This window comes from Pseudomonas medicaginis, assembly GCF_965119365.1.
Taxonomy (GTDB): domain Bacteria; phylum Pseudomonadota; class Gammaproteobacteria; order Pseudomonadales; family Pseudomonadaceae; genus Aquipseudomonas.
Window position 1 is genome coordinate 5,697,775 of the sequence record NZ_OZ221631.1, and the last position, 23,659, is coordinate 5,721,433.

Annotated in this window: 24 protein-coding genes and 1 riboswitch; of the genes, 6 read left to right on the forward strand and 18 right to left on the reverse strand. The window is 62.7% G+C overall.

All coding sequences use genetic code 11. From position 1 onward, the window contains the following. Window position 1: 1 nt before the first annotated feature. From cobC to cobO, 9 genes are all read right to left on the reverse strand, one after another. Complete coding sequence (gene cobC, locus ACMTA2_RS24920) at window positions 2-577, reverse strand: alpha-ribazole phosphatase family protein (RefSeq protein ID WP_413792199.1); 576 nt, start codon at window positions 575-577, stop codon at window positions 2-4. Next, window positions 574-1,629: a nicotinate-nucleotide--dimethylbenzimidazole phosphoribosyltransferase gene (gene cobT, locus ACMTA2_RS24925; RefSeq protein WP_413792200.1), complete on the reverse strand. Its 1,056-nt coding sequence runs from the start codon at window positions 1,627-1,629 to the stop codon at window positions 574-576. Before cobT ends, cobC begins: the two co-directional genes overlap by 4 nt. Further along, window positions 1,626-2,147, reverse strand: a complete 522-nt coding sequence (gene cobU / locus ACMTA2_RS24930; protein WP_413792201.1) for a bifunctional adenosylcobinamide kinase/adenosylcobinamide-phosphate guanylyltransferase — start codon at window positions 2,145-2,147, stop codon at window positions 1,626-1,628. Before cobU ends, cobT begins: the two co-directional genes overlap by 4 nt. Window positions 2,148-2,277: 130 nt before the next feature. Then, window positions 2,278-3,729 carry a cobyric acid synthase gene (locus ACMTA2_RS24935; RefSeq protein WP_413792202.1) on the reverse strand — a complete coding sequence of 484 codons (1,452 nt, stop codon included), beginning with the start codon at window positions 3,727-3,729 and terminating at the stop codon, window positions 2,278-2,280. After that, window positions 3,726-4,718: a threonine-phosphate decarboxylase CobD gene (gene cobD / locus ACMTA2_RS24940; RefSeq protein ID WP_413792203.1), complete on the reverse strand. Its 993-nt coding sequence runs from the start codon at window positions 4,716-4,718 to the stop codon at window positions 3,726-3,728. The genes ACMTA2_RS24935 and cobD overlap by 4 nt, the downstream gene beginning before the upstream one ends. Beyond that, on the reverse strand, window positions 4,711-5,619 hold the full coding sequence (cbiB, locus tag ACMTA2_RS24945; protein WP_413792204.1) for an adenosylcobinamide-phosphate synthase CbiB: 909 nt from the start codon (window positions 5,617-5,619) through the stop codon (window positions 4,711-4,713). Before cbiB ends, cobD begins: the two co-directional genes overlap by 8 nt. Beyond that, a complete protein-coding gene (gene bluB / locus ACMTA2_RS24950; protein ID WP_413792205.1) occupies window positions 5,616-6,266 on the reverse strand; it encodes a 5,6-dimethylbenzimidazole synthase in 651 nt (216 codons plus the stop codon). The genes cbiB and bluB overlap by 4 nt, the downstream gene beginning before the upstream one ends. Beyond that, entirely contained in the window at window positions 6,263-7,639 is a 1,377-nt protein-coding gene (locus ACMTA2_RS24955) for a cobyrinic acid a,c-diamide synthase CobB (RefSeq protein ID WP_413792206.1), read from the reverse strand. Before ACMTA2_RS24955 ends, bluB begins: the two co-directional genes overlap by 4 nt. An 11-nt stretch (window positions 7,640-7,650) precedes the next feature. Then, the gene (gene cobO, locus ACMTA2_RS24960; RefSeq protein WP_413795719.1) at window positions 7,651-8,262 is read right to left on the reverse strand and encodes a cob(I)yrinic acid a,c-diamide adenosyltransferase; all 612 of its coding nucleotides are present in this window, start codon (window positions 8,260-8,262) and stop codon (window positions 7,651-7,653) included. Window positions 8,263-8,356: 94 nt separating this feature from the next. Further along, a riboswitch (cobalamin riboswitch) is annotated at window positions 8,357-8,565 on the reverse strand. Between the two features lie 159 nt (window positions 8,566-8,724). Here cobO and ACMTA2_RS24965 point away from each other — a divergent pair. Together ACMTA2_RS24965 and ACMTA2_RS24970 are read left to right on the forward strand one after the other, a co-directional pair. After that, the gene (locus tag ACMTA2_RS24965) at window positions 8,725-9,309 is read left to right on the forward strand and encodes a hypothetical protein (protein WP_413792207.1); all 585 of its coding nucleotides are present in this window, start codon (window positions 8,725-8,727) and stop codon (window positions 9,307-9,309) included. Window positions 9,310-9,426: 117 nt separating this feature from the next. Then, window positions 9,427-10,737, forward strand: coding sequence for a PQQ-dependent sugar dehydrogenase (locus tag ACMTA2_RS24970; protein ID WP_413792208.1), 1,311 nt, complete (start codon window positions 9,427-9,429; stop codon window positions 10,735-10,737). A 169-nt stretch (window positions 10,738-10,906) separates the two neighbouring features. Here the strand turns inward: ACMTA2_RS24970 and ACMTA2_RS24975 are convergent, their stop codons facing one another. The 5 genes from ACMTA2_RS24975 to ACMTA2_RS24995 form a co-directional block, all read right to left on the reverse strand. Continuing rightward, window positions 10,907-11,440: a C40 family peptidase gene (locus ACMTA2_RS24975; RefSeq protein ID WP_413792209.1), complete on the reverse strand. Its 534-nt coding sequence runs from the start codon at window positions 11,438-11,440 to the stop codon at window positions 10,907-10,909. A 165-nt stretch (window positions 11,441-11,605) separates the two neighbouring features. Further along, on the reverse strand, window positions 11,606-12,232 hold the full coding sequence (locus ACMTA2_RS24980; RefSeq protein ID WP_413792210.1) for a C40 family peptidase: 627 nt from the start codon (window positions 12,230-12,232) through the stop codon (window positions 11,606-11,608). A gap of 212 nt (window positions 12,233-12,444) precedes the next feature. Next, window positions 12,445-13,149 (reverse strand): DnaA regulatory inactivator Hda, encoded by a 705-nt coding sequence (hda, locus tag ACMTA2_RS24985; RefSeq protein WP_003178999.1) that lies wholly within the window; start codon window positions 13,147-13,149, stop codon window positions 12,445-12,447. A gap of 169 nt (window positions 13,150-13,318) precedes the next feature. Further along, on the reverse strand, window positions 13,319-14,392 hold the full coding sequence (locus ACMTA2_RS24990) for an AI-2E family transporter (protein ID WP_413792211.1): 1,074 nt from the start codon (window positions 14,390-14,392) through the stop codon (window positions 13,319-13,321). Between the two features lie 32 nt (window positions 14,393-14,424). Beyond that, window positions 14,425-15,483 carry a DUF2066 domain-containing protein gene (locus ACMTA2_RS24995; RefSeq protein ID WP_413792212.1) on the reverse strand — a complete coding sequence of 353 codons (1,059 nt, stop codon included), beginning with the start codon at window positions 15,481-15,483 and terminating at the stop codon, window positions 14,425-14,427. A gap of 364 nt (window positions 15,484-15,847) precedes the next feature. Between ACMTA2_RS24995 and purM the strand changes: the two genes are divergently transcribed. Genes purM through ACMTA2_RS25010 form a run of 3 tightly spaced genes read left to right on the forward strand, consistent with a single transcriptional unit; the run spans window position 15,848 to window position 18,278 of the window. Then, window positions 15,848-16,906, forward strand: coding sequence for a phosphoribosylformylglycinamidine cyclo-ligase (gene purM, locus ACMTA2_RS25000; RefSeq protein WP_003204658.1), 1,059 nt, complete (start codon window positions 15,848-15,850; stop codon window positions 16,904-16,906). Then, the gene (gene purN / locus ACMTA2_RS25005) at window positions 16,906-17,556 is read left to right on the forward strand and encodes a phosphoribosylglycinamide formyltransferase (protein WP_413792213.1); all 651 of its coding nucleotides are present in this window, start codon (window positions 16,906-16,908) and stop codon (window positions 17,554-17,556) included. Before purM ends, purN begins: the two co-directional genes overlap by 1 nt. A gap of 8 nt (window positions 17,557-17,564) precedes the next feature. Further along, window positions 17,565-18,278, forward strand: a complete 714-nt coding sequence (locus tag ACMTA2_RS25010) for a DUF3108 domain-containing protein (protein WP_413792214.1) — start codon at window positions 17,565-17,567, stop codon at window positions 18,276-18,278. A 259-nt stretch (window positions 18,279-18,537) separates the two neighbouring features. Here ACMTA2_RS25010 and ACMTA2_RS25015 read toward each other — a convergent pair whose 3' ends face one another. Continuing rightward, the gene (locus tag ACMTA2_RS25015; protein ID WP_413792215.1) at window positions 18,538-19,020 is read right to left on the reverse strand and encodes a hypothetical protein; all 483 of its coding nucleotides are present in this window, start codon (window positions 19,018-19,020) and stop codon (window positions 18,538-18,540) included. A gap of 495 nt (window positions 19,021-19,515) precedes the next feature. Here ACMTA2_RS25015 and ACMTA2_RS25020 point away from each other — a divergent pair, with 495 nt between their 5' ends. Further along, on the forward strand, window positions 19,516-19,710 hold the full coding sequence (locus ACMTA2_RS25020) for a hypothetical protein (RefSeq protein ID WP_413792216.1): 195 nt from the start codon (window positions 19,516-19,518) through the stop codon (window positions 19,708-19,710). 135 nt (window positions 19,711-19,845) lie between these two features. Here the strand turns inward: ACMTA2_RS25020 and ACMTA2_RS25025 are convergent, their stop codons facing one another. The 3 genes from ACMTA2_RS25025 to relA all read right to left on the reverse strand — a co-directional run bounded on the left by ACMTA2_RS25025 (window position 19,846) and on the right by relA (window position 23,604). Beyond that, window positions 19,846-20,385: a DUF2058 domain-containing protein gene (locus tag ACMTA2_RS25025; RefSeq protein ID WP_053124301.1), complete on the reverse strand. Its 540-nt coding sequence runs from the start codon at window positions 20,383-20,385 to the stop codon at window positions 19,846-19,848. 26 nt (window positions 20,386-20,411) lie between these two features. Then, window positions 20,412-21,245: a nucleoside triphosphate pyrophosphohydrolase gene (gene mazG, locus ACMTA2_RS25030; protein ID WP_413792217.1), complete on the reverse strand. Its 834-nt coding sequence runs from the start codon at window positions 21,243-21,245 to the stop codon at window positions 20,412-20,414. A gap of 112 nt (window positions 21,246-21,357) precedes the next feature. Further along, complete coding sequence (relA, locus tag ACMTA2_RS25035) at window positions 21,358-23,604, reverse strand: GTP diphosphokinase (RefSeq protein WP_413792218.1); 2,247 nt, start codon at window positions 23,602-23,604, stop codon at window positions 21,358-21,360. Window positions 23,605-23,659 lie beyond the last annotated feature (55 nt).

Genomic DNA, 23,659 nt, shown 5'->3' on the forward strand with positions numbered 1-23,659 from the left:
CTCAGGCCTCTTCCGTCAAGGTCGGGCCGGACGTCACCCGCAGGGCGAACAACGCGCCGTGGCCGACTTCGACATTGAGCAGTTGTTCGCGGGGAAGGCCCCGGGCCTGGGCCAGCAGTAAGCGCATCACGCCACCGTGGCTGACCAGCAGGACCCGCTGCCCGGCATAGGCGCTGTGCAAGCGTTCGACGGCGGCCAGCACCCGGCTGGAAAACACCAGCACCGGCTCACCATCGGGGGGCGTGAAGCCGTAGGGGTCGGCCCAGAATCGGCCCAGGGCGTCGGCATCGGTGTCCATCAACGCCGCCGCGCTGCGCCCTTCCCAGGCGCCGAAATGCAGTTCCTGCAAGTCCTTATCCAATTGCACCGGCACGCCGAGGCGGGCACCGAGCTGCTCGGCGAAACGGGCGCAACGTTGCAGCGGCGAACTCACTAGCCGATCCCACGGGCCGCCCGTGTCGACCGCCGCATGCATCTGCGCCCAGCCCTTGGCGGTCAGGGCGTCGTCGAGGCTGCCGCGCAGGCCGCCGCCCAACTCGGTTTCGCCATGGCGCAGCAGGTCCAGGCGCAAGGTCATGCCGGACGGTCCGCCACGGCCGCTTCGGCAAACGTCGCCATCTGCCCGTGCAGGTCACAGGCCAGGCGCAACAACGGCACCGCCAACGCCGCGCCACTGCCCTCACCCAGGCGCAGGCCGAGGTCGAGCAGCGGTTCGGCGCCGAGGGTTTCCAGCACATGGCGATGTCCGGGCTCGGCGCCGCGATGGCTGAACAGCAGCCATGGCCGGCACTCAGGGTTCAAGCGCACCGCCACCAACGCGGCGACGCTGCAAATGAACCCGTCCACCAGCACGGCGACGCCCTGCTGGGCGCAGGCCAGGTACGCACCGGCCAGGGCGGCGATTTCAAAACCGCCGAGGTTGAACAGGGTCTGCAACGGGTCGTTGCACTGGGCCGCGTGCAACGCCAGGGCACGTTCGATCACCTGGGCCTTGCGATTGACACCGGCCACGTCCAACCCCGTGCCCGGGCCGACCAGGTGCGCCACCGGGCAATCGAGCAAGGCGCAAGCCAGGGCACTGGCGGCCGTGGTGTTGCCGATGCCCATTTCACCGCCGATGAACAACTGGCTGCCAGCGGCGACGGCCCGTAACACGCTGTCGCGTCCGGCCTGCAACGCCAGCTCGCCCTGGGCCACGGTCATGGCCGGCCCCTGGACGAAGTTCGCCGTGCCGGGCCCGACGCGCAGATGACGCACACCGGGCAAGTCCAGCGTCGGCGTTACGGTGCCCAGGTCCACCACTTCCAGCGCCGCCCCCAACTGCCGCGCCAGGACGCTGATCGCCGCGCCGCCGCTGACGAAGTTGAGCAGCATCTGCCCGGTGACGGCCTGGGGAAACGCCGACACACCTTCGGCCACCACGCCATGGTCACCGGCGAAAATCGCGATCGACACGGCCTCCAGCCTCGGCTTGACCTGCCCTTGCAGCCCTGCCAATTGCACCGCAACCGTTTCCAGTTGCCCGAGGGAGCCGGCCGGCTTGGTCAATTGTTGCTGACGCGCCGCGGCCTGTTCCAGGGCCTGGGTGTCGAGGGGCTTACACGGGTCCAGCCACCAGCGGTGATTCATAACGCACTACCTTTGAGAGTCAGGGGCAGGCCGGCGACGGTCAGCACGACGCGCTGACAACGTTCGGCCAGGGCTTGATGCAGCCAACCGGCTTCATCGACATAACGGCGAGTCAACTCGCCCAGCGGCACGACACCCATGCCGGTTTCGTTGCTGACAAAAATGATTTCACCGGGCAGCGCGGCCAGGCTGTCCAGCAAGGCTTCGCGCTCGGCATTCAATGATTCGGGGGCGTCGAGCATCAGCAGGTTGGTCAGCCACAGAGTCAGGCAATCCACCAGCAGGCAGCGGCCAGGCGCGGCGTGTTCTCGCAGCACTCGGGCCAGGGCCACGGGCTCTTCCACCAGCGCCCATTCGGCCGGGCGCCGGGCACGGTGCTGGGCGACACGGGCGTTCATCTCGCCGTCCAGGGGTTGGCTGGTGGCGATGTAGGTCACGGGCAACTGGCTGTCGGCGGCGAGTTTTTCTGCCAGGCGGCTTTTGCCGGAGCGGGCGCCGCCCAGGATGAGTTGGAGCATGGTGCATTACCTTCAAAATTGGTGCCGTGGCGGCTGGCCTCATCGCGAGCAAGCTCGCTCCCACAGGAGATTGTGAACACCGTCCCATTGTGGGAGCGAGCTTGCTCGCGATGGGGGCCTCACAATCACCCTAGATCCCACAGAGTTCACGCAACACCCCAACATCCAGATGCCGCTCCACCAGGTCCGCCAGGCGCTCGATGTCCCGCTCGCGCAACCCGTGGTAATCCACCGCCTGTACATCCAGCAACCCCGCCCAGCGCAACAACGCGCAGCTAGCTTCGGGGGACTCGAACAACCCATGCAGGTAGGTAGCAAAAATCTGCCCATCCGGACTCCGGGCACCATCGCAACGGCCATCATCCAACTGCACAGCCGGGTGTTCCAACGCTGGGCCTGTGGTCACGCCCGCATGGATCTCGTACCCACCGACCTCGGCCTCTTCCAGCGCCAGTCGCCCACGCACATTGCGCAATTGCTTCTCGTGTTCCAGGGTCGTTTCAAAATCCAGCAGCCCCAGCCCGGCACTGGAGCCGGCGGCGCCTTCGAGCCCCAACGGATCGTGGACCTGCTCGCCAAGCATCTGCAAACCGCCGCAAATGCCCAGCAGCTTGCCGCCGTAGCGCAGGTGTCGCTGCAACGCGGTTTCCCAGCCGTTGGCGCGCAGGTAGGCCAGGTCGCTGCGCACGCTTTTCGAGCCCGGCAGGATGATCAGGTCGGCCGGCGGGATCGCCTGGCCGGGGCCGATGAATTGCAGGTCGACCTGCGGGTGCAGGCGCAGCGGATCGAAGTCGGTGTGATTGCTGATGCGTGGCAGCACCGGCACCACCACCTTGAGCACCTGTTCGGCCTTGTCGGCCTGGCGCTGGTCGAGGCCGTCCTCGGCTTCCAGGTGCAGGTCCATCACGTAGGGCAACACCCCCACCACCGGTTTGCCGGTACGCGCCTCCAGCCAGTCCAGCCCCGGTTGCAGCAAAGCGATGTCGCCGCGAAAGCGGTTGATGACGAAGCCCTTGACCCGCGCCTGTTCGCTGGGGGACAGCAACTCCAGGGTGCCCACCAGATGAGCAAACACCCCGCCACGATTGATATCGGCGATCAGCAGCACCGGGCAGTCCACCGCCTCGGCAAAGCCCATGTTGGCGATGTCACCGGCGCGCAGGTTGATCTCGGCTGGGGACCCGGCGCCTTCCACCATCACCACCGGATAGGCCGCGCTCAAGCGCGCGTGGGAAGCCAGCACCGCCTGCATCGCGATGGCCTTGTAATCGTGGTAGGCCACGGCGTTCATGCTGGTGACGGCGCGGCCATGGATGATCACCTGGGCGCCGGTGTCGCTGTTGGGCTTGAGCAGCACCGGGTTCATGTCGGTGTGCGGCTCAAGGCCGGCGGCCTGGGCCTGCACCGCCTGGGCCCGACCGATCTCGCCGCCGTCGGCCGTCACCGCGCTGTTGAGCGCCATGTTCTGCGGCTTGAACGGCACCACGCTGACGCCCTGGCGCCGGACCCACCGGCACAACGCCGTGACCAGGGTACTTTTGCCAGCATCGGACGTGGTGCCTTGCACCATCAACGTGGTCATGGAGTGTCCTTGGCGTAGGCCTCGAAGGCGTGTTCGAGGCGCAGGAATTCGCTGTCGTCGGCCGGCAGCCCGAAGCGCAGGCTGCTGGTGGTCACGAACAGGCGCAGGAGAATGCCGCGATGGGCCATGAAATCGTGAAGCCCTTGGGCGTGTTCGGTCACCAACCATTGGAAGAGTCCGCAGCCGCCCTGAGGCTTGAAGCCGTGCCGCTCGAGCAACAACGCCAAGCGTTGGCTGGTGGCTTCGCAGCGTTGGCGCTGGTACACCTGGGCAGCGCTGTCCAGCAGGCACGCCTGGCCCAGCACCCGGGTCGGCCCGCTGACGACCCAGGGTCCGACTTGTTCGGCGAGCAACCTGAGCAAGCGGCGCTCGGCCAATACAAAGCCCAGGCGAACCCCGGCCAGACCAAAGAACTTGCCGAACGAACGCAAGACGATCAGCCCGACCAGATGGGTGTGCGCGGCCAGGCTCAGCGCCGGCGTGACGTCCATGAAGGCCTCATCCACCACCAGCCAGCCCCCGCGCTGGGCCAGGCGAGCATGCCAGTCCAGCAAGCGCTCGGGCGCCAGGCTCAGGCCCGTGGGGTTGTTCGGATTGACCACCACCAGCACGTCGAGGCTGTCGAGGAAGAAATCCACTTCCGTTTCCAACACTTCGCGCACGATATAGCCACTGCGGCGCCAGGCTTCGGCGTGCTCGGCGTAACACGGCGACAAGACGCCGACCTTGCCGCTGCGACGCAGGCGCGGCAACAGTTGGATGGCCATCTGCGAACCGGCCACCGGCAGCACGTCCAATGCGCCGTAGTAATCGCAGGCGGCCTGTTCCAAGCCGTCATCGGTTTCCGGCAGGCGCGCCCAGGCCCGCAAGGGGATCGCCGGGACGTCGAACGGCCAAGGCGCGAGGCCACTGGACAAATCGAGCCAATCGGCCTCGGCAATGCCGTATTGCCGGGCCGCGTTGCGCAAGCGTCCGCCGTGCTCAAGCATAAAACTCAGCTCCCAGGCAGAGAATCAGCAACCACAACCATACGCCGCGCTGGACCAATTGCCAGCCGCGATCAATGGAATCGGCACTCGCCGGCACGCCTTCACCCAACGGCGGACGCTGGTGCAGTTCGCCGTGGTAAACCGCCGCCCCGCCCAGTTCGACCCCCAGCGCACCGGCCCCGGCGGCCATCACCGGCCCGGCGTTGGGGCTGTCCCAGGTGGGCCCCTGGCGGCGCCAGCACTTGAGGGCCAGGCGGGTCTTGCCGAGCAGCGCGTAGGTCAACGCCACCAGGCGCGCCGGAATGTAGTTGAGCCCATCATCGATCTTGGCGGCGGCCCAGCCGAAGCGCTCGAAGCGTTCGTTGCGATAGCCCCACATGGCGTCGAGGGTATTGCTCAACCGGTACAACACCACACCGGGCGCGCCGGCCACGGCGAACCAGAACAGCGCGGCGAACACCGCGTCGCTGCCGTTTTCCAGGACCGATTCGGTGGCGGCGCGGGCCACGGCGGTTTCGTCCAGCTCGCGGGTTTCGCGGCTGACCAGGTAGCCGACGCGCTGGCGCGCCTGGTCAAGATCGCCGCTGCGCAACGCCTGGGCCACCGGTTCGACGTGCTCACCGAGGCTGCGCAGGCCGAGGGCACAGTACAACGCCAGGATCTCCACCAACCAGCCCACCATCGGCGCCCACGACAGGGCCGTGGCCAGCAGCGTCAGCGGCACCACGGCGATCACCCACGCCGTCACCCCGTGGCTGCGCCAGCCGCGTCCGCCGGCGTTGAAGCGTTGTTCGATGCGATCGGCAAAGCCGCCGAATGCCACCAGCGGATGCCAGCGCCGGGGCTCGCCCCACAGCGCATCCAGCGCCACTGCGGCGGCACTGAGCAACGCCACACTCATGGGCTCACTCCCCAACGGTTTTCATACAACAGTTCATTGAGCGGACGCGGTTGCGCCCAACCTTCCAGGGCGAGCATCGGCGCCGGGTAAAAACCTTCGACCGGGCCCAGGCAGAGGATCGCCAGCGGCTTGGCCCCGGCGGGCAGGCCCAGCAGGTCGGCCAGGGCCTGGGGTTCGAACAGCGATACCCAGCCCATCCCCAGCCCCTCGGCGCGGGAGGCCAGCCACAGGTTCTGGATGGCGCAGGACAGCGAGGCCAGGTCCATTTCCGGCAAGGTCCGGCGACCGAAGATGTGCCGCTCGCGGTCATCCATCAACGCCGCCACCAACACCTCGGCGCAATCGTTGATGCCTTCGACCTTGAGCGTCATGAACGCATCGCTGCGCTCACCCAAGGCCTCGGCGGTGCGGATGCGCTCCTGTTCCACCAACCGGTGGATATCGCTGCGCAAGGCGCGATCGCTGATGCGGATGAACCGCCAGGGTTGCATCAGACCGACGCTGGGCGCCTGGTGCGCAGCCTCCAGCAACCGACGCAACAGAGCCGGCTCCACCGTACCACCGCTGAAATGGCGCATGTCACGGCGCTCGGCGATGGCGCGGTAGATGGCCTCGCGTTCGGCCTGGGAGAAAGTGTTGTCGGTCATGGCCTCTTCGCGAGCAAGCCCGCTCCCACAGGGTTCAGGTGATCAAATGTGGGAGCGGGCTTGCTCGCGAAGGCGGCCTCAAGGCCAGGCGCAAACAGCCCGGCGATCGCTCGCGGATTCGACGGGAAATAAAAGTGCACATAGGAAGCCGTCATCCGCCCCTGCCGGAAAACCGCCTCCGCCCCGCGCCCACCATTGGGACTGTGCCCACGGGCAATCGGCTCAAGCTCCGTGCTGGTCAACGAATGATGGTAAGTGTGCCCACGCAGGGTGCCTTCCGGCAGCTCCACCGATTGCAGCGCCAGGGCCGCCAGGCGTTTTTGCATCTGCGCCTCACCGGCCAGCAAACCCAGCAGTTCGGCACGGGTGCCGTCGACGTCTGTCAATGAATCCAGCAGATACAGCATGCCGCCACACTCGGCGAGCAATGGCTTGTCGGCTGCATGGTGAGCCCGGATCGCTGCCAGCATCGGGGCATTCTCAGCTAACGCAACGTGATGCAGCTCGGGGTAACCGCCGGGCAGGTACAGACTGTCAGCCTCAGGCAGTTCGGTGTCATGGATCGGCGAAAAAAAGCGCAACTGCGCACCCATGGCCCGCAGCAGATCGAGACTGGCGCCGTAGGTGAAGGCAAACGCCTCGTCGCGGGCAACGGCGATGCGCACACCCTCGAGCAACGGCTCGGGATTGATCACCTCAGGGGCCGCGAATTCGACGGCAGGCGGCAGCGCGACTTCGCAGCTGCCGGCCAAGGCATCGGCCGCCGCGTCGAGGCGCAGGTCGAGGTCGTTCAACTCACTGGCCTGGACCAACCCGAGATGACGGCTGGGCAGCTCGATCCCGGTCTCCCGGGACAGCGCGCCGTACCAACGCAAGCCTTCGGTCAGGCTGCCTTCGAGCAATTGCGCGTGGCGCAAGGTGCCGACCCGGTTGGCCAAGACCCCGGCGAACGGCAGGTCCGGTTGATAGCGGGCCAGGCCCAGGGCCAGGGCGCCGAAGGTCTGGGCCATGGCCGTGCCGTCGATCACCGCCAGCACCGGCACGCCAAAATGCCGCGCCAGGTCGGCGCTGGACGGGGTGCCGTCGAACAGCCCCATCACCCCTTCGATCAGGATCAGGTCCGCTTCGGCGGCGGCTTCCCACAACAGCCGGCGGCTTTCCTGCTCGCCGACCATCCACATGTCCAATTGATAGACCGGCGCGCCGCTGGCCCGCTCCAGGATCATCGGGTCGAGGAAGTCCGGGCCGCACTTGAAGACGCGCACCTTGCGTCCCTGGTTGCGATGCAACCGGGCCAGCGCTGCGGTGACGGTGGTCTTGCCTTGGCCCGAGGCCGGCGCTGCGATCAGCACCGCCGGACAGTGGCGGGTCATGGCAGCATCGCTCACAGTTCGACGCCTTTCTGTGCCTTGATACCCGCCTGGAATGCGTGCTTGATCATGCCCATTTCAGTCACGGTGTCGGCCAGCTCAATCAGTTCGGGCTTAGCGCCGCGACCGGTCACCACCACGTGTTGCATCGGCGGACGGGCCTGCAGATCGCTCAGCACCTGATCGAGGTCGAGGTAGCCGTGCTTGAGGGCGATATTCAATTCGTCGAGCACCACCAGGCCGATGGACGGATCACTGAGCAATTGCCGCGAGACGGCCCAGGCCGCTTCGGCGGCGGCGATGTCGCGCTGGCGGTCCTGGGTTTCCCAGGTGAAGCCTTCACCCATGACATGAAAACGCACTTGCTCCGGGAAACGGCGGAAAAACAATTCTTCACCGGTGCTGTTACGACCCTTGATGAACTGCACCACGCCGCATTGCATGCCATGGCCCATGGACCGGGCCAGCATGCCGAACGCCGAGCTGCTCTTGCCCTTGCCGTTACCGGTCAGCACCAGCAACAAACCGCATTCGTTCGGCGAGTTGGCGATGCGTTCGTCGATCACGGCTTTCTTGCGCAGCATGCGCGCCAGGTGGCGCTCATCGCGATCAGACGTATCGGTCATGAGGGAGTCGGTCATGGGGGCTCTCCGTTGGGATTGGATAACGGCGGGCGGGCACAAAAAAGGACGGCAACAAGCCTGGCATCGCCCACCGTGATGCCGTTGGATGGATCAGGCCGGTCTCCGGGCTCATGAGCGGCACAATGCCGGTCTGTGCGCCTTCCCATGTCTGCGACACAGTGGCTTGAGCACAGCGTTGACTCATTTACCGTTGCGGGGGCAGCGCCGGGTTCGTATGCACTCACCGGCTTCCCTGTTTCACTCTGTCGGCCACGGCCACAGAGCACCTGAAACAAGCGGCGAAGGTTAGAGGGTTGGGGGTGGAGCGTCAATTAAAGCCGCCACGGCTTATGTACCGAACATTGGCCCGGATCAATAAAGTGACGTCAATCTTGTGCCACGCTGCGGCAAGTGATATCAAATAGGCATCACGACCCGATATCACAAGAACAAGAGGGCAAAAACATGCAAGGCATGCTCATCAGCAATCCAAAGCTGGAATTCCTGCGTCCGGTACTGGAACGCTGGTTTGATTGCATCGACCGCTACAATGCCGTGCGCGGCGATAATGACACGCCCTATTGGTTCGATGAACGGGCCAACCTTGGCTTGCTCTCGGCCGCCGCCTGGATGGCAGAGATGGTGACGCTGCAGAACGCGCCGACTCGCAAGCAGAATGAAGAAGGCGAACGTAACGTCAGCGCCGATCTGTTTATCGCCAGCACCGAGGAACGCGCCTTCATCCAGGCCACCCAACGCTGGCCCAAGGTCAACAACCTGAACCTGACCCAGCCACTGTCGGAAGCCACCAGCGATGCCAAGCGCATCAGCTACGCCAGCGACCTGAAGCTGGGCTGCCTGTTCGTCTCGCCGCAAAAAGCCCAGCAAAGCGCCACACCCGAAGAACTGCAGGACATGATCGACGACCTGCAGAAGGAAAACACCTGCGCCGTGGCCTGGTACTTCCCTTACGCCTATCGCAAGCTGCGCAACGAAGCCGGGCAGTACCACCCTGGCATCGCGGTGCTGTTCAAACAGGCCCATGGTTGATTCATTGCACACAAGAAGCTGTGGGAACCTGCCTGGCTGACTGGCCTACCCACAGTTGAACCATCGCGCGTCTACGCTTCTCTATGAATAACCACATGCATTCATAGGGAAGCCAGCATGCTCAAGCCACCCCACCTTCTGATCGTCGCCCTTGCCACCGGGCTTGTCGCTTGTGGCGAGTCTTCCACCCTGCAAGTCTCCGATGGCACCGGCCCCGCGCCAAAACTGCCTGAACCGAACAAGACCCTGATCCCCACCGTCAACATCGCCGAAGCCATCGGCTGGCCGGAGGGGGCCAAGCCGACCGCGGCCCCGGGCCTGCAAGTGGGGGCGTTCGCCGAAGGGCTGGACCATCCGCGCTGGCTCTATGTGTTGCCCAATGGCGATGTGCTGGTAGCCGAAACCAACGCCCCGCCCAAGCCGGACGACGCCAAGGGCATTCGTGGCTGGGTGATGAAAAAGGTCATGGGCCGCGCCGGAGCCGGGGTGCCCAGCCCCAATCGCATCACGTTGTTGCGCGACACCGATCACGACGGCGTTGCCGAAACCCGTACGGTGTTCCTGGAAAACCTCAACTCGCCCTTCGGCATGACCCTGATCGGCAATGACCTGTACGTGGCCGATACCGACCGACTGATCCGCTTCCCCTACAAGGATGGCGACACGCAAATCAAGGCCCAGCCGACCAAAGTCGTCGATCTGCCCGGTGGCACCCTCAACCACCACTGGACCAAAAACGTGATTGCCAGCCGTGACGGCAGCAAGCTGTACGTCACCACCGGCTCGAACAGCAACGTTGCGGAAAATGGCATGGAGGCCGAAGAAGGTCGCGCCGCCATCTGGGAAGTGGACCGTGCCAGCGGCAATCACCGGATCTTCGCCTCGGGCCTGCGCAACCCCAACGGCTTGGCCTGGGAGCCCCGCAGCGGCGCGCTGTGGACAGCGGTCAACGAGCGGGATGAGATCGGCAGCGACCTGGTGCCGGACTACATCACCTCGGTCAAGGACGGCGCCTTTTATGGCTGGCCCTATAGCTATTACGGGCAGAACGTCGATACCCGGGTCGAACCCCAGAACCCGGCCCTGGTGGCCAAGGCCATCGCTCCGGACTACGCCGTGGGGCCCCACACGGCATCATTGGGCCTGACCTTCGCCGAGGGCAGCACCTTGCCCGCACCGTTTACCGAAGGGGCTTTCGTCGGCCAGCACGGCTCCTGGAACCGTAAGCCCCACAGTGGCTATAAGGTGATTTTCGTACCGTTCAATGGCGGCAAACCGGTGGGGCAACCGGTGGATGTGCTGACCGGGTTCCTCGATGCGGACGAGAAAGCCCAGGGCCGGCCGGTGGGCGTGGTGATTGATAAACAAGGCGGGCTTTTGGTGGCCGATGACGTGGGGAACAAGATCTGGAGGGTGTCCGCTAAATAAAACTGTCCACCTTTGTGGCGAGGGGATTTATCCCCGCTGGGCTGCGAAGCAGCCCCAAAATAGCTGCCTGGTTGCGAGTCGCCTGACACGCCGCGATTTGCGGTAGTGGGGCTGCTGCGCAGCCAGCGGGGATACCCCCCGTCACAAAGTGCATCCGCGCAACGCCATCTCAGGGATTACGCGCCAGGTGCTCCGGTTGCAACACACGCTTGGCGCCCAGGTAAGCCTTCTGCCAATAAGCCTTGGACAGGCTGTCGAGCTTGACCGTGCCACCCGTGGCCGGCGCATGCACGAAGCGCCCCTCGCCGACATAGATCCCCGCGTGGCTGACCTGGGAGCCGCCGTTGGTGGCGAAGAAAACCAGGTCACCGCTCTGCAACGCGTCCTTACCCACTTCAGGCGCCCGCATGCTGATCATTTCCCGCGTGGAACGTGGCAGCGCAATACCGGCGGCGTCGCGGTACACATAGCCGATCAAGCCACTGCAATCGAAGCCTGAATCCGGCGTGTTACCGCCCCAACGATAAGGCGTACCCACCAGGCCCAGCGCCCGGAAGAGCACATCTTCGGCGGCCGGGGAAAAGGATTGCGAGGGGGCAAAGACCACCGGGGCCCGCACCGGTGCTGGCGGCGGGGTACGGCTGGCACACGCACTGAGCAGTGCGGCGAAGAACATGAGCGAGAGGCGGGCCGACGTCGACATATGCAGAACAATCCTGATCTGGATGCGGCTTTTCTGCCGTGGGCATGAAAACAAATCCGCCTGCGTAATACGCAGGCGGATTGCCATCAATCAATGATCAAGGATTCTAGCGGCTATGCAGCAAACTTCAAGTAAGACTTTAAGTTTGCCTTACAAACTGTGTGCTTACTTGCGAGCAGTGACCACGGTCGGTGCCATGGCGAGGGCGCGCTTGGCTTCGATGAAAGTCTTGCTCCAGTAGCTGTCGCCCAGGCTGTCGATCCGCACGCCACCGCTGCGGCGGCTGCTGGAATGGATGAACTGGTTGTCGCCCAGGTAGATACCGGCGTGGCTGACGCGCCCGCGACGACCGTTGGTGCTGAAGAACAGCAGGTCACCGGGCTCCAACTGGTTGCGTGCTACCAGCGGGGCGTTCACGTTGATCATTTCGCGAGTGGAACGCGGCAGGTTCATGCCGGCCTCTTCGCGGAACAGGTAGCCAATGAAACCGCTGCAATCGAACCCGGCTTCAGAGGTGCCGCCAAAGCGATAACGGGTGCCGATCAACGACATGCCACGTTCCAGGATGCTGTCGGCCAGCACCGGAAGTTGGTAAGGCTTGTTGCCGGCGAAGGCTGCCAGCTCTTTGTCGTTGGCCATTTCTTCCTGGAAGGACACGGAGGAAGACTGGGCGGTAACGGTGTTCTGAACCTGTGGTTGTTGTACTTGCTGGGACACTGGGGAGTGGGCAGCGCAACCGAACAACAGGGTAACGAGTGCGAGAGGCACGAGGGGTGCGAAGCGATTTAGCATGGGCACGACCGTGGCTGGAGTAGTAAAGATGGCGAGACTATGCCTTCTATCAACCTCATTTGCAAATTCAATCGATGCAAATGTGACTTCTCGGTTTTGCGTTTACATCTAAGCGCTTAAGCCCATTTTGAACGTCACGTGGCCTGCCGCCCAGCAGGACCGTGGGTTTCGTCGCGCCCAGAGCAGGCCAAGAGCCACTACTTGCAACGCTTCTACCAGCCCAATGTTTCTTTCAAAAAAGGAATAGTCAGCTTGCGCTGGGCCTGGAGCGAGGCCTGGTCGAGGCGTTCGAGCAGTTCGAACAACGCGCTCATGCTGCGGGTACCACGGGTGAGGATGAAATGCCCGACTTCGTCGGTCAGGTGCAGGCCACGTCGGGAAGCGCGCAGTTGCAAGGCACGGAGCTTGTCTTCGTCGGACAGCGGGCGCATCTGGAAGATCAGCGCCAGGGTGAGGCGGGATTTAAGGTCCGCCAGCTTCACTGGCAGTTCCCGAGGCGAGGTCGAGGCGGCGATCAGCAAGCGCCGACCGCTGTCACGCAACCGATTGAACAGATGGAACAGCGCTTCTTCCCAGTCAGCCTTGCCGGCCACGGCCTGGAGGTCGTCCAGGCACACCAGCTCGTACTGCTCAAGGTTGTCGAGGATTTCGACGCCGCGATCGAGCAACTCGGCCAACGGCAGGTACACCGCCGGTTCGCCCAATTGCTCGAACCGCAGGCACGCGGCCTGCAACAGGTGCGTGCGCCCTACCCCGTCCTTGCCCCACAGATAGATCAGGCTTTCGGTCCAGCCGGCGTCGGCTTCGCAAAGCCGCTCGACATAGCCGAGTGCAGCGGCGTTGGCGCCTGGGTAGTAATTGATAAAGGTGGCGTCATCACGCAGACGCACACCTAGGGGCAGCTGAATCGGTTTCATGCTGACTGAACAGTTCCCAAGGAACCGTTAGTGGCCTCTGTGTAAAGTGCGCAAAGTTTATACCCGTGACGCGGACCGCACAATGCGCCGGACCACGAGCAAAATCAAAGGTTTGCAACGGCAAGGGTGCGGAGCGTCAGTTTCCCTGACACCCCGCCCGCCGTTCGCCCTACAGGTCGGGGTCTTCGACGCCGCTGTAGATGTCCGAATCCTTGTACAGATCGTGCATATGCCGCACCAGCACCATGATCACGGCCGCCACCGGCAGCGCCAGCAGGATCCCGGTGAAGCCGAACAACTCGCCCCCCGCCAGGATCGCAAAGATCACCGCCACCGGGTGCAGGCCAATGCGGTCGCCCACCAACAGTGGCGTCAGCACCATGCCCTCCAAGGCCTGCCCGACCATGAACACCGACACGATGCCGACCATCGGGTACAAGTCGCCGCCGAACTGGAACAACCCGGCGACCAATGCCGCGCCAATACCGATCACGAAGCCCATGTACGGGACGATGGCCGCCAGCCCGGCGATCAAGCCGATCAGCAGCCCCAACTCCAGCCCGACCAGCATCAGCCCTGCCGCATAGATGAAGCCCAGGGCCACCATCACCAGCAGTTGTCCACGCACGAACGCCCCCAGCACCTCATGGCATTCGCCGGTCAGGGTCATGATGCGTTCTTCACGGTGCCGCGGCAGCAGGCTGCGGATCTTGGCCATCATCAGGTCCCAGTCCCGCAGCAGATAGAAAGCCACCACCGGAATCAGCACCAGGTTCGCCAGCCAGCCCATCAACGCCAGCCCCGAGGCCGTGGCCTGGCTCAACACCACGCCGACGATGTCGGTGGTCTGGCCCATGTGCTCGCTGATGGCGGCCTTGACCTTGTCGAACTTCCAGAAACCGTCGGCCAAGCCCAATTTCGACTGCACCCATGGCACCGCGCTGTGCTGCAACCAATCGAGCATCTGCGGCGCCAACTCGTACAGCCGCAGCAATTGCTTGGCGAGCATCGGGATCAGCACCAGCAAGAGCGCGACCACGATCAAGGTGAACAAGGCGAAGACTGTCACCACCCCCCAGGTCCGCGACAGGCCGAGTTTTTCCAGGCGATCCACCACCGGATCGAACAGATAGGCCAACAACAAGGCAACCAGGAACGGCGTGAGGATCGGATGCAGCAAATAGATAAGCGCGAACAGCAGGGCAACCCCGCCCAACCAGAACCAACGCCGCGTATCGCCCATGAACCACTCCAGCTATATATAAGAAAGAAAACCTACCAGCGGAACCGCAAGTTGGCGGCCGGCGCAGGCGCAGGCGCTGCAACCGGGGCCGAACCCTCGGCGGCAGGGGGTGCCACCGGCACCGGCGCGACCGCCTCGCCGGGTGGAACCTCCTGCAGTTTTGCCAGGGCCAACTGCGCCTTCAGTTGTTCGGCGCTGCCGTTGACCCGATAGACGATCCGGTCCCCTTCGACCCGCTGCAACTGCCCAGCGAACGGTTCGAGCAAGCGCCCAAGCGCCGCGTAGCGCTCCAGGTTCATGCCTTGTACTTCCAGCAGTTGTTCGGTGGCCACACCCGGCTTGGCGACGAAACGCGGCGCCAGGCGTTGACTCACCGCGAGCATGACAGCATCGGCCAGGGCGGCGGGATCGGCGCCCTGGGCAGTGCCCTGCTCACGCTGGTCCCCCAGCCACAGGCGCCAGGTGCCTTGCCACTGCCCACCCTCTTCCTTGGCATGGACCGCCAGCAAGGCGTCCGTCGCGTAGCGCTCCGACGCATCGCGCAACGGTGCCGGGTCACTGCCTTCCAGGTTCGGCGCAGTGGCGACGATCTGCTCGCTCAAATCCGCCAGCGGCAGGTGCAGCGCCAGGCCCCGATGCTGCGCGGCACGCCGCAGCGGTGCGGCGCTGGCCTGGCCGTCGCCCACCAGGCTGGAGCCCTCGGTCGAGTCGTTCAACCACCAGCCCAGGATCGATGGCCGGTTTGCGCTCCACAGCGGCAAGCCCGCCGAGCGCAATGCCCGGTCGGTGCTCGTCGGATCGAAGTCCACCTTGAGGCTTTCCGGCGGGCCGGCGTCATAGCCATATTGAAGAATGATCTGTTGCGGGTCCTGGCGGATCGCCGCCAACCCGGGATTCTGGGCCGCCTTGACGTCGCCGGTCAGGCGCAGCACCAGCGTATCCAGGGCGCGCAACGTCGCCTGGTTGCGCTCCTCCGGCGCCTGGCTGGTGACCGGTTCGAGCACTTGATAGAGGCCATTGACGGTTTCGGCATGGCTCGCCAGGCTGATCAGCGACAAGCAGCCCACAGACAAGAATTTGAACAAACGCATGGAAGATTCCCGGACATAACGGCTGGAACTGGCCGTGTGAAGAAGATTGAGCATGGCTGTGACCACAGCACCCGGCAAAACATTCACACGCCCGGTGGAAGTTTCGCACGGTCATCACCATAACCGGTTACCGCTACACCTTATACAGAGGCGCTGCGCAGTACCAATATAAGAAATATCGGTTTTTTTCCGTGGATATGTCCCTGCCCGTCGGCGCGAGGATGGCCGCTGCCCCTCAAGCCTGATAAAATCGCGCGCCTTCGCAGACCGGCAATGGCTGGGCTCCCAGAATAATTCGTACAACGGTTATTCAATGGCCCCGGCGTCGGTCGTTACCCAGAAATCCCCCCTAAAGGCCTGGATCATGAGCAAGCAACCCTCCCTGAGCTACAAGGACGCCGGTGTAGACATCGACGCCGGTGAAGCATTGGTCGAACGCATCAAGAGCGTCGCCAAGCGCACTGCGCGTCCGGAAGTCATGGGCGGCCTGGGCGGTTTCGGCGCCCTCTGCGAGATCCCGGCCGGCTACAAGCAACCGGTCCTGGTCTCGGGCACCGACGGCGTCGGCACCAAGCTGCGCCTGGCCCTGAACCTGAACAAGCACGACAGCATCGGCATCGACCTGGTGGCCATGTGCGTGAATGACCTGGTGGTGTGCGGTGCCGAGCCGCTGTTCTTCCTTGACTACTACGCCACCGGCAAACTGAACGTCGACACCGCCGCCCAGGTCGTGACCGGCATCGGCGCCGGCTGCGAACTGTCCGGCTGCTCCCTGGTCGGCGGCGAAACCGCTGAAATGCCTGGCATGTACGAAGGCGAAGACTACGATCTGGCCGGCTTTTGCGTCGGCGTCGTGGAAAAGGCCGAGATCATCGACGGCTCGAAAGTCGCCGCTGGCGATGCCCTGCTCGCCCTGCCGTCCTCCGGCCCGCACTCCAACGGCTACTCGCTGATCCGCAAGATCATCGAAGTCTCGGGCGCCGACATTGAAAACACCCAGCTCGACGGCAAGCCACTGGCCGACCTGTTGATGGCCCCGACCCGCATCTACGTCAAGCCGTTGCTCAAGCTGATCAAGGACACCGGCGCCGTCAAGGCCATGGCCCACATCACCGGTGGTGGCTTGCTGGACAACATCCCGCGCGTGCTGCCAAAAGGCGCCCAGGCTGTGGTCGACGTGGCGAGCTGGACCCGTCCGGCGGTGTTCGACTGGCTGCAAGAGAAAGGCAATGTCGATGAAACAGAAATGCACCGCGTGCTGAACTGCGGCGTGGGCATGGTCATCTGCGTGGCCCAGGAGCATGTCGAAACTGCCCTGAACGTCCTGCGCGAAGCCGGCGAGCAGCCTTGGGTCATCGGCCAGATCGCCACCGCGGCCGAAGGCGCTGCCCAGGTCGAGCTGAAAAACCTTAAGGCGCACTGATGTCCGCAACCTGTGACGTGGTGGTGCTGCTGTCCGGCACCGGCAGTAACTTGCAGGCCCTGATCGACAGCACCCGGACCGGCGACAGCCCGGTCCGTATCCGCGCGGTGATTTCCAACCGCGCCGATGCCTACGGCCTGCAACGCGCCAAGGACGCGGGGATCGACACCCGCGTCCTGGATCACAAGGCGTTCGAGGGCCGCGAAGCCTTCGACGCCGCGCTGATCGAACAGATCGACACCTTCAATCCGCACCTGGTCGTACTCGCTGGGTTCATGCGCATCCTCAGCGCTGGCTTCGTGCGTCACTACCAGGGCCGCCTGTTCAATATCCATCCTTCGCTGCTGCCCAAATACAAAGGGTTACACACTCACCAGCGCGCGCTGGAGGCCGGAGACACGGAGCACGGCTGCTCCGTGCACTTCGTCACCGAGGAACTCGATGGCGGACCACTGGTCGTACAGGCAGTAATACCGGTAGAGTTGCACGACACGCCGCAAAGCCTGGCGCAACGGGTTCACGCCCGCGAGCACCAGATCTACCCGATGGCCGTGCGTTGGTTTGCCGAAGGAAGGCTGACCCTCGACGATCGTGGTGCCTCACTGGACGGCCAGTTGCTCGCCGCCAGCGGCCATTTGATTCGACACTAGGAGATTTTATGCGTCGCGCCCTGCTCTTCGCTTGCGCTCTGCTTGCCTTGCCCCTGGCACAGGCCGCAGACCTTCAACCGTTCTCCGCCAGCTACACCGCCGACTGGAAACAGCTGCCCATGAGCGGCACCGCCGAACGCAGCCTGACCAAGGAAGCCAACGGCACCTGGAAGCTGAGCTTCAAGGCTTCGATGATGATCGCCAGCCTGACCGAAGAAAGCACCCTGACCCTGGACAAGGACACCCTGCTGCCCCAGTCCTACCACTTCGAACGTGGCGGCCTGGGCAAGGCCAAGAAGGCCGACCTGGACTTCGACTGGAACACCAAGATGGTCACCGGCACCGATCGCGGCGATGCGGTCAAGCTGCCGCTCAACCGTGGCATGGTCGACAAGTCCACCTACCAGTTGGCCTTGCAGCACGACGTCGCGGCCGGCAAGAAAAGCATGAGCTACCAGGTGGTCGACGATGGCGAAGTCGACACCTATGACTTCCGCGTGCTGGGTTCGGAAAAAGTCGAGACCAAGGCCGGCCAGATCGACGCGATCAAGGTCGAACGCGTGCGCGACCCGACGCAAAGCAAGCGCATCACCGTGCTCTGGTTCGCCAAGGACTGGGACTACCTGCTGGTGCGCCTGCAACAGGTCGAGACCGACGGCAAGGAGTACAACATCATGCTCCAGGACGGTACGGTCAACGGGAAGGCTGTGAAAGGCAGCTGATCGACCCGAACACCAAGAAGCCCCGCAAACGCGGGGCTTCTTTTTGCCCTTAATTTCATACCCAACACCAACCCCCTGCTCGCGATGGCGGTGGATCAGTTAACGGTGATGCTAATCGTGAAGCCATAAAAGCATGCAAGATCGTTGTCACCGATAGGAAAACACTAATAGCGTTGAAACAACAGAAATTAATTAAATAGACAGAACTTAAGAAACAAGTGCTGCGCACCCTTCTTATCCCGATGTACCCTGGCTCACTTCACGGCTGGGCCGAACGCCAAACGACGACGCAACTCAATTTCCCGTCTTGATAGTCACCCGGATATTTTCTTTCTACAAGCACAACCCCCTTAACTATAATTGAGCCGGTTGCCGCCCCCTGCAGCTCCCTGAGATTAATCCGACGAGTCGAAGTAGGATGAACAATTGTTTTTATTTTGAAATACCAGTTATGATCGGTTTGATTGCAACGTATATCATCAAACCGTATTAGTGTAGCCGAAGGTACATTATCAAGCGCAAAATACCTCGCCTCATCATTAGTACAACCAGTATCCGCCAAAGAAAAATACTGCGCTTCAGTTGTTTCTTTAATTTTCAAAACACATGACTTACCTCCCCCATCTTCGTTTGCAGACAGTTTAATTGATCCATTTGGCATATCTGCGTTCATTGATGAAGCAGCATCTACACAGCCGGCTATAACCATAAGCCCAATCAATATCACCTTGGAAATATTCATCATATGACCCCTTTTGATTGCCACCCTGCCATGGACGCCCATGGCTGGCTCACCTCAAGGTAGAGCAGGCACCACCAACCCCATCCCGTCTCCGCGCTGGTTAGAAGTAAACAGGGTTTTAGGGAGTGGGGTAACTGTCAAAGTTGACAGGTATGCATGGTTTTTGGAGGTGCGATTCATCGAGCCTGTCCGGTCGCGACTGCTTGGGCTTGCTCTGCCTCGCTGAAAATTGTCGCTGACTGCGATGGCCTCTTCGCGAGCAGGGCTCGCTCCCACAAGGTTTTTGCTTTCGCTGGGGGACTATGGGATCTCATGAAATTTTCTTCATGAAACAGACCTGCGACCGAATGCCGCGTAACGCCTGACCCTCAGGACATCTGCCCGTTTCATGAAGACTTCTTAACGAACCGGAGCATTTACTTAGCAGGCTATCAAAACCTATAACAAAGTCCTGCACACGCCTTGCTGCAGATGACAGAGATTGGAGCTTGCAAGATGACTGTGAAAGTAAATGAACGCGACGACGCCCACATGTCCCACGAAGCCATTGCGGCGGGTATCCGGATTTGGGATGTGCATCAACAGGATTTGCTGGTGGGGATGTTCCACTCAGAGACGGAGGCCCAAAGCTACAAGGCTGAGCTGGAGCGCCAGGAAAAACAGCGCTTGCGTGAAATAGCAGAATCCTGAGCCACACAAAACACTTGTGGGAGCGGGCTTGCTCGCGAAGGCGGTGGGTCAGTCGACATAATCGTTGCCTGACCCACCGCCTTCGCGAGCAAGCCCGCTCCCACATTAGGTTTTGTGTTTAGCTGGCTACCCTGCTTACCACATCAAATCATCCGGAATCTGATACGCCGCGTACGGATCGTCCGCGTCCACTTCTTCGGTCTGGGTATTGAGCTGGACAATGCGCTTGGGGTCACGCTCCTGGATCTTCAGGGCTGCCTCGCGCGGGATCACTTCGTAGCCGCCAGCATGATGGACGATCGCCAGCGAACCGCTACTCAGCTTGTTGCGCATCAGGGTATTGACCGAGATACGCTTGACCTTCTTGTCGTCGACGAAGTTGTAATAGTCCTCGGTGGTCAGCTTCGGCAGGCGCGAGACTTCGATCAATTGCTTGATCTGTGCAGCGCGGGCCTTCTGCTCGACTTTTTCCTGCTGCTGCCGGTTGAGTTCCTGGTCGCGCTTGACCTTTTCGGCCATGGCTTCCTGGGCGGCGCGCTGCTGGGAATCATCCAGTTCAATCTGGCCTTTATGGGCCAGGCGCTGCTGCTTCTGTTTCTCTTTGCCGACCTGCTTGGCCTGCTTTTGGTTGACCAGCCCTGCTTTGAGCAACTGGTCGCGAAGGGAAAGGCTCATGGTGCTTACTCACTTAGGCAACGGCCTCAGCCACAGCTGGGCAAATTCTTTTCCTGACGTTTGGCTTCGCCCCACAAGGCGTCCAACTCTTCGAGGGTGCAATCTTCCATGGGACGGTGGGTGTCGCGCAATGCCTGTTCGATAAATCGGAACCGCCGCTCGAACTTGCCATTGGCGCCGCGCAAGGCTGTTTCAGGGTCCACCTTGAGGTGACGGGCCAGATTCACCACGCTGAACAGCAGGTCGCCGATCTCGTCGCTGATGGCTTGCGCGTCATTGTCAGCCATGGCTTCGAGCACTTCGTCCAGTTCCTCGCGGACCTTGTCGAGCACCGGCAAAGGACCTGGCCAGTCGAAACCCACCCGGGCGGCACGCTTCTGCAATTTCGCCGAGCGGGACAGCGCCGGCAAGGCAGCGGGCACGTCGTCGAGCAACGACAACTGTTCGGGCGCAGAGGCTTTCTCGGCTCGTTCCTCTGCCTTGATTTCTTCCCAACGCTGCTTGACCTGTTCTTCACTCAGACGCGGGATATCCATGGGCGCACACAGGTCACCGGTAGGAAATACATGGGGATGGCGGCGGATCAGCTTGCGCGTGATGCTGTCGACCACACCAGCGAACTCGAATCGGTTTTCTTCCCGGGCCAACTGGCTGTAATACACCACCTGGAACAACAGGTCGCCCAACTCGCCCTGCAAGTGATCGAAATCACCGCGCTCGATGGCGTCGGCCACCTCAAAGGCTTCTTCCAGGGTATGGGGAACGATGGTGGCGTAGGTTTGCTTGATGTCCCACGGGCAGCCGTACTGCGGGTCTCGCAGGCGGCTCATCAAGTGGAGCAGGTCTTCAATACTGTACATAAATAACCCTGTGGGAGCGGGCTTGCTCGCGAAAGCGGTGGGTCAGTCAACATTAGTGTTTCTGACATACCGCCTTCGCGAGCAAGCCCGCTCCCACAATTAGTCAGAGGGCTTACCCCGGCGTCCGGTTACGCCGGGTCTCGATGATATTCGGCAACTGGGAGATCCGCCCCAGCAACCGCCCCAGTGCATCCAGCCCCGGAATCTCGATGGTCAGGGACATCAGTGCGGTGTTGTCTTCCTTGTTCGAACGGGTATTGACCGCCAGCACGTTGATCCGCTCGTTGAGCAACACCTGGGACACGTCACGCAGCAGACCGGAGCGATCGTAGGCGCGGATGACGATGTCCACCGGGTAGGTGAGCACCGGCACCGGGCCCCAACTGACCTGGATGATCCGTTCCGGCTCGCGACCGGCCAGTTGCAGCACCGAGGCACAGTCCTGGCGGTGAATGCTCACGCCGCGGCCCTGGGTGATGTAGCCGACGATCGCGTCCCCCGGCAATGGCTGGCAGCAGCCGGCCATCTGGGTCATCAGGTTGCCCACGCCCTGGATCTGGATATCGCCGCGCTTGCCCGGTTTGTAGCCGGTGGCCTTGCGCGGAATCAGCTCCAGTTGTTCGTTGCCACGCTCCGGCTCCACCAGTTGCTGGGCCAGGTTGACCAACTGCGCCAGGCGCAGGTCGCCGGCACCGAGGGCGGCGAACATGTCCTCGGCGGTTTTCATGTTGGCTTTTTCGGCCAGCTTGTCGAAATCCACCTGCGGCAGACCCAGGCGACCGAGCTCACGCTCGATCAGGGTCTTGCCGGCGGCGACGTTCTGGTCGCGGGCTTGCAGCTTGAACCAATGGACGATTTTCGCCCGCGCCCGGGAGGTAGTGATGTAGCCCAGGTTCGGGTTCAGCCAGTCGCGACTCGGCGTACCGTGCTTGCTGGTGATGATCTCGACCTGTTCACCGGTCTGCAGGCTGTAGTTGAGCGGCACGATCCGTCCGTTGATCTTCGCACCACGGCAGTTGTGGCCGATCTCGGTGTGGACCCGGTAGGCGAAGTCCAGCGGTGTCGCGCCCTTGGGGAGGTCGATGGCGTGGCCGTCGGGGGTGAAGATGTAGACCCGGTCCGGTTCGATGTCGACGCGCAACTGTTCGGCCAGGCCACCGATGTCTCCCAGCTCCTCATGCCACTCGAGCACCTGGCGCAGCCAGGAGATTTTCTCTTCGTAGTGGTTGGACCCGGACTTGACGTCGGTCCCCTTGTATTTCCAGTGGGCGCAGACGCCCAGCTCGGCTTCCTCGTGCATGGCATGGGTGCGGATCTGCACTTCCAGCACCTTGCCCTCAGGGCCGATCACCGCCGTGTGCAACGAGCGATAGCCGTTTTCCTTGGGGTTGGCGATGTAGTCGTCGAACTCCTTCGGAATGTGTCGCCACAAGGTATGGACGATCCCCAGCGCGGTGTAGCAGTCGCGCATTTCCGGGACCAGTACGCGAACGGCGCGAACGTCGTAGATCTGGCTGAATTCCAGGCCCTTGCGCTGCATTTTCCGCCAGATCGAGTAGATATGCTTGGCACGACCACTGATGTCGGCTTCCACGCCGGTGGCCTGCAACTCTTCGCGCAACTGGGTCATCACATCGGTGATGAAACGCTCGCGATCCAGGCGCCGCTCATGCAACAACTTGGCGATCTGCTTGTATTGGTCGGGCTCCAGGTAGCGGAAGGACAAGTCCTCCAGCTCCCACTTGATGTGACCGATGCCGAGACGGTGGGCCAGGGGTGCATAGATGTCGAACACCTCCCGGGCGACGCGATTGCGCTTTTCGTCATCGGCGGACTTCACGGCGCGGATCGCGCAGGTGCGCTCGGCCAGCTTGATCAGCGCGACGCGCACGTCGTCGACCATCGCCACCAGCATCTTGCGCAGGTTTTCCACCTGGCCCTGGGTACCCAGCACCAGGGACTGGCGCGGGCTGAGGCTGGCGCTGATGGCCGCCATGCGCAGTACGCCGTCGATCAGCTTGGCCACCACGGTGCCGAAGCGCTGGCTGACCACCGGTAGCTGGATCTGCCCCTCGCGCACGCCACGGTACAGCACCGCCGCCACCAGGGAGTCCTGGTCGAGCTTGAGGTCAGCGAGAATTTCGGCGATCTCCAGGCCCGTCTGGAAACTCGAGGTGCCTTCGGACCACAGGTTCTTCGCCGCGTTGTGTTGCTGCTCCGCCTCGCGAGCGAACTCGCAGGCGGCCTTCAAGGCTTCGCGATCCAGTGCCATGTCGACGCTGACCGCATGATCGAGCCAAGCCTCGAGATTGATACTGCCGTCGGTGTTGATCGGCTGGTGTGCTCTCACCTGTACCATCTTTACTTACCTTCCCTACGACGCAGATTCAATGCGTCAACTTCGCTGACCTTCA

Coding starts and splice junctions, on each gene's coding strand:
- cobC (WP_413792199.1), bottom strand. CDS start 577: ATGACCTTGCGCCTGGACCTGCTGCGCCATGGCGAAACCGAGTTGGGC.
- cobT (WP_413792200.1), bottom strand. CDS start 1,629: ATGAATCACCGCTGGTGGCTGGACCCGTGTAAGCCCCTCGACACCCAG.
- cobU (WP_413792201.1), bottom strand. CDS start 2,147: ATGCTCCAACTCATCCTGGGCGGCGCCCGCTCCGGCAAAAGCCGCCTG.
- ACMTA2_RS24935 (WP_413792202.1), bottom strand. CDS start 3,729: ATGACCACGTTGATGGTGCAAGGCACCACGTCCGATGCTGGCAAAAGT.
- cobD (WP_413792203.1), bottom strand. CDS start 4,718: ATGCTTGAGCACGGCGGACGCTTGCGCAACGCGGCCCGGCAATACGGC.
- cbiB (WP_413792204.1), bottom strand. CDS start 5,619: ATGAGTGTGGCGTTGCTCAGTGCCGCCGCAGTGGCGCTGGATGCGCTG.
- bluB (WP_413792205.1), bottom strand. CDS start 6,266: ATGACCGACAACACTTTCTCCCAGGCCGAACGCGAGGCCATCTACCGC.
- ACMTA2_RS24955 (WP_413792206.1), bottom strand. CDS start 7,639: ATGACCCGCCACTGTCCGGCGGTGCTGATCGCAGCGCCGGCCTCGGGC.
- cobO (WP_413795719.1), bottom strand. CDS start 8,262: ATGACCGATACGTCTGATCGCGATGAGCGCCACCTGGCGCGCATGCTG.
- ACMTA2_RS24965 (WP_413792207.1), top strand. CDS start 8,725: ATGCAAGGCATGCTCATCAGCAATCCAAAGCTGGAATTCCTGCGTCCG.
- ACMTA2_RS24970 (WP_413792208.1), top strand. CDS start 9,427: ATGCTCAAGCCACCCCACCTTCTGATCGTCGCCCTTGCCACCGGGCTT.
- ACMTA2_RS24975 (WP_413792209.1), bottom strand. CDS start 11,440: ATGTCGACGTCGGCCCGCCTCTCGCTCATGTTCTTCGCCGCACTGCTC.
- ACMTA2_RS24980 (WP_413792210.1), bottom strand. CDS start 12,232: ATGCTAAATCGCTTCGCACCCCTCGTGCCTCTCGCACTCGTTACCCTG.
- hda (WP_003178999.1), bottom strand. CDS start 13,149: ATGAAACCGATTCAGCTGCCCCTAGGTGTGCGTCTGCGTGATGACGCC.
- ACMTA2_RS24990 (WP_413792211.1), bottom strand. CDS start 14,392: ATGGGCGATACGCGGCGTTGGTTCTGGTTGGGCGGGGTTGCCCTGCTG.
- ACMTA2_RS24995 (WP_413792212.1), bottom strand. CDS start 15,483: ATGCGTTTGTTCAAATTCTTGTCTGTGGGCTGCTTGTCGCTGATCAGC.
- purM (WP_003204658.1), top strand. CDS start 15,848: ATGAGCAAGCAACCCTCCCTGAGCTACAAGGACGCCGGTGTAGACATC.
- purN (WP_413792213.1), top strand. CDS start 16,906: ATGTCCGCAACCTGTGACGTGGTGGTGCTGCTGTCCGGCACCGGCAGT.
- ACMTA2_RS25010 (WP_413792214.1), top strand. CDS start 17,565: ATGCGTCGCGCCCTGCTCTTCGCTTGCGCTCTGCTTGCCTTGCCCCTG.
- ACMTA2_RS25015 (WP_413792215.1), bottom strand. CDS start 19,020: ATGAATATTTCCAAGGTGATATTGATTGGGCTTATGGTTATAGCCGGC.
- ACMTA2_RS25020 (WP_413792216.1), top strand. CDS start 19,516: ATGACTGTGAAAGTAAATGAACGCGACGACGCCCACATGTCCCACGAA.
- ACMTA2_RS25025 (WP_053124301.1), bottom strand. CDS start 20,385: ATGAGCCTTTCCCTTCGCGACCAGTTGCTCAAAGCAGGGCTGGTCAAC.
- mazG (WP_413792217.1), bottom strand. CDS start 21,245: ATGTACAGTATTGAAGACCTGCTCCACTTGATGAGCCGCCTGCGAGAC.
- relA (WP_413792218.1), bottom strand. CDS start 23,604: ATGGTACAGGTGAGAGCACACCAGCCGATCAACACCGACGGCAGTATC.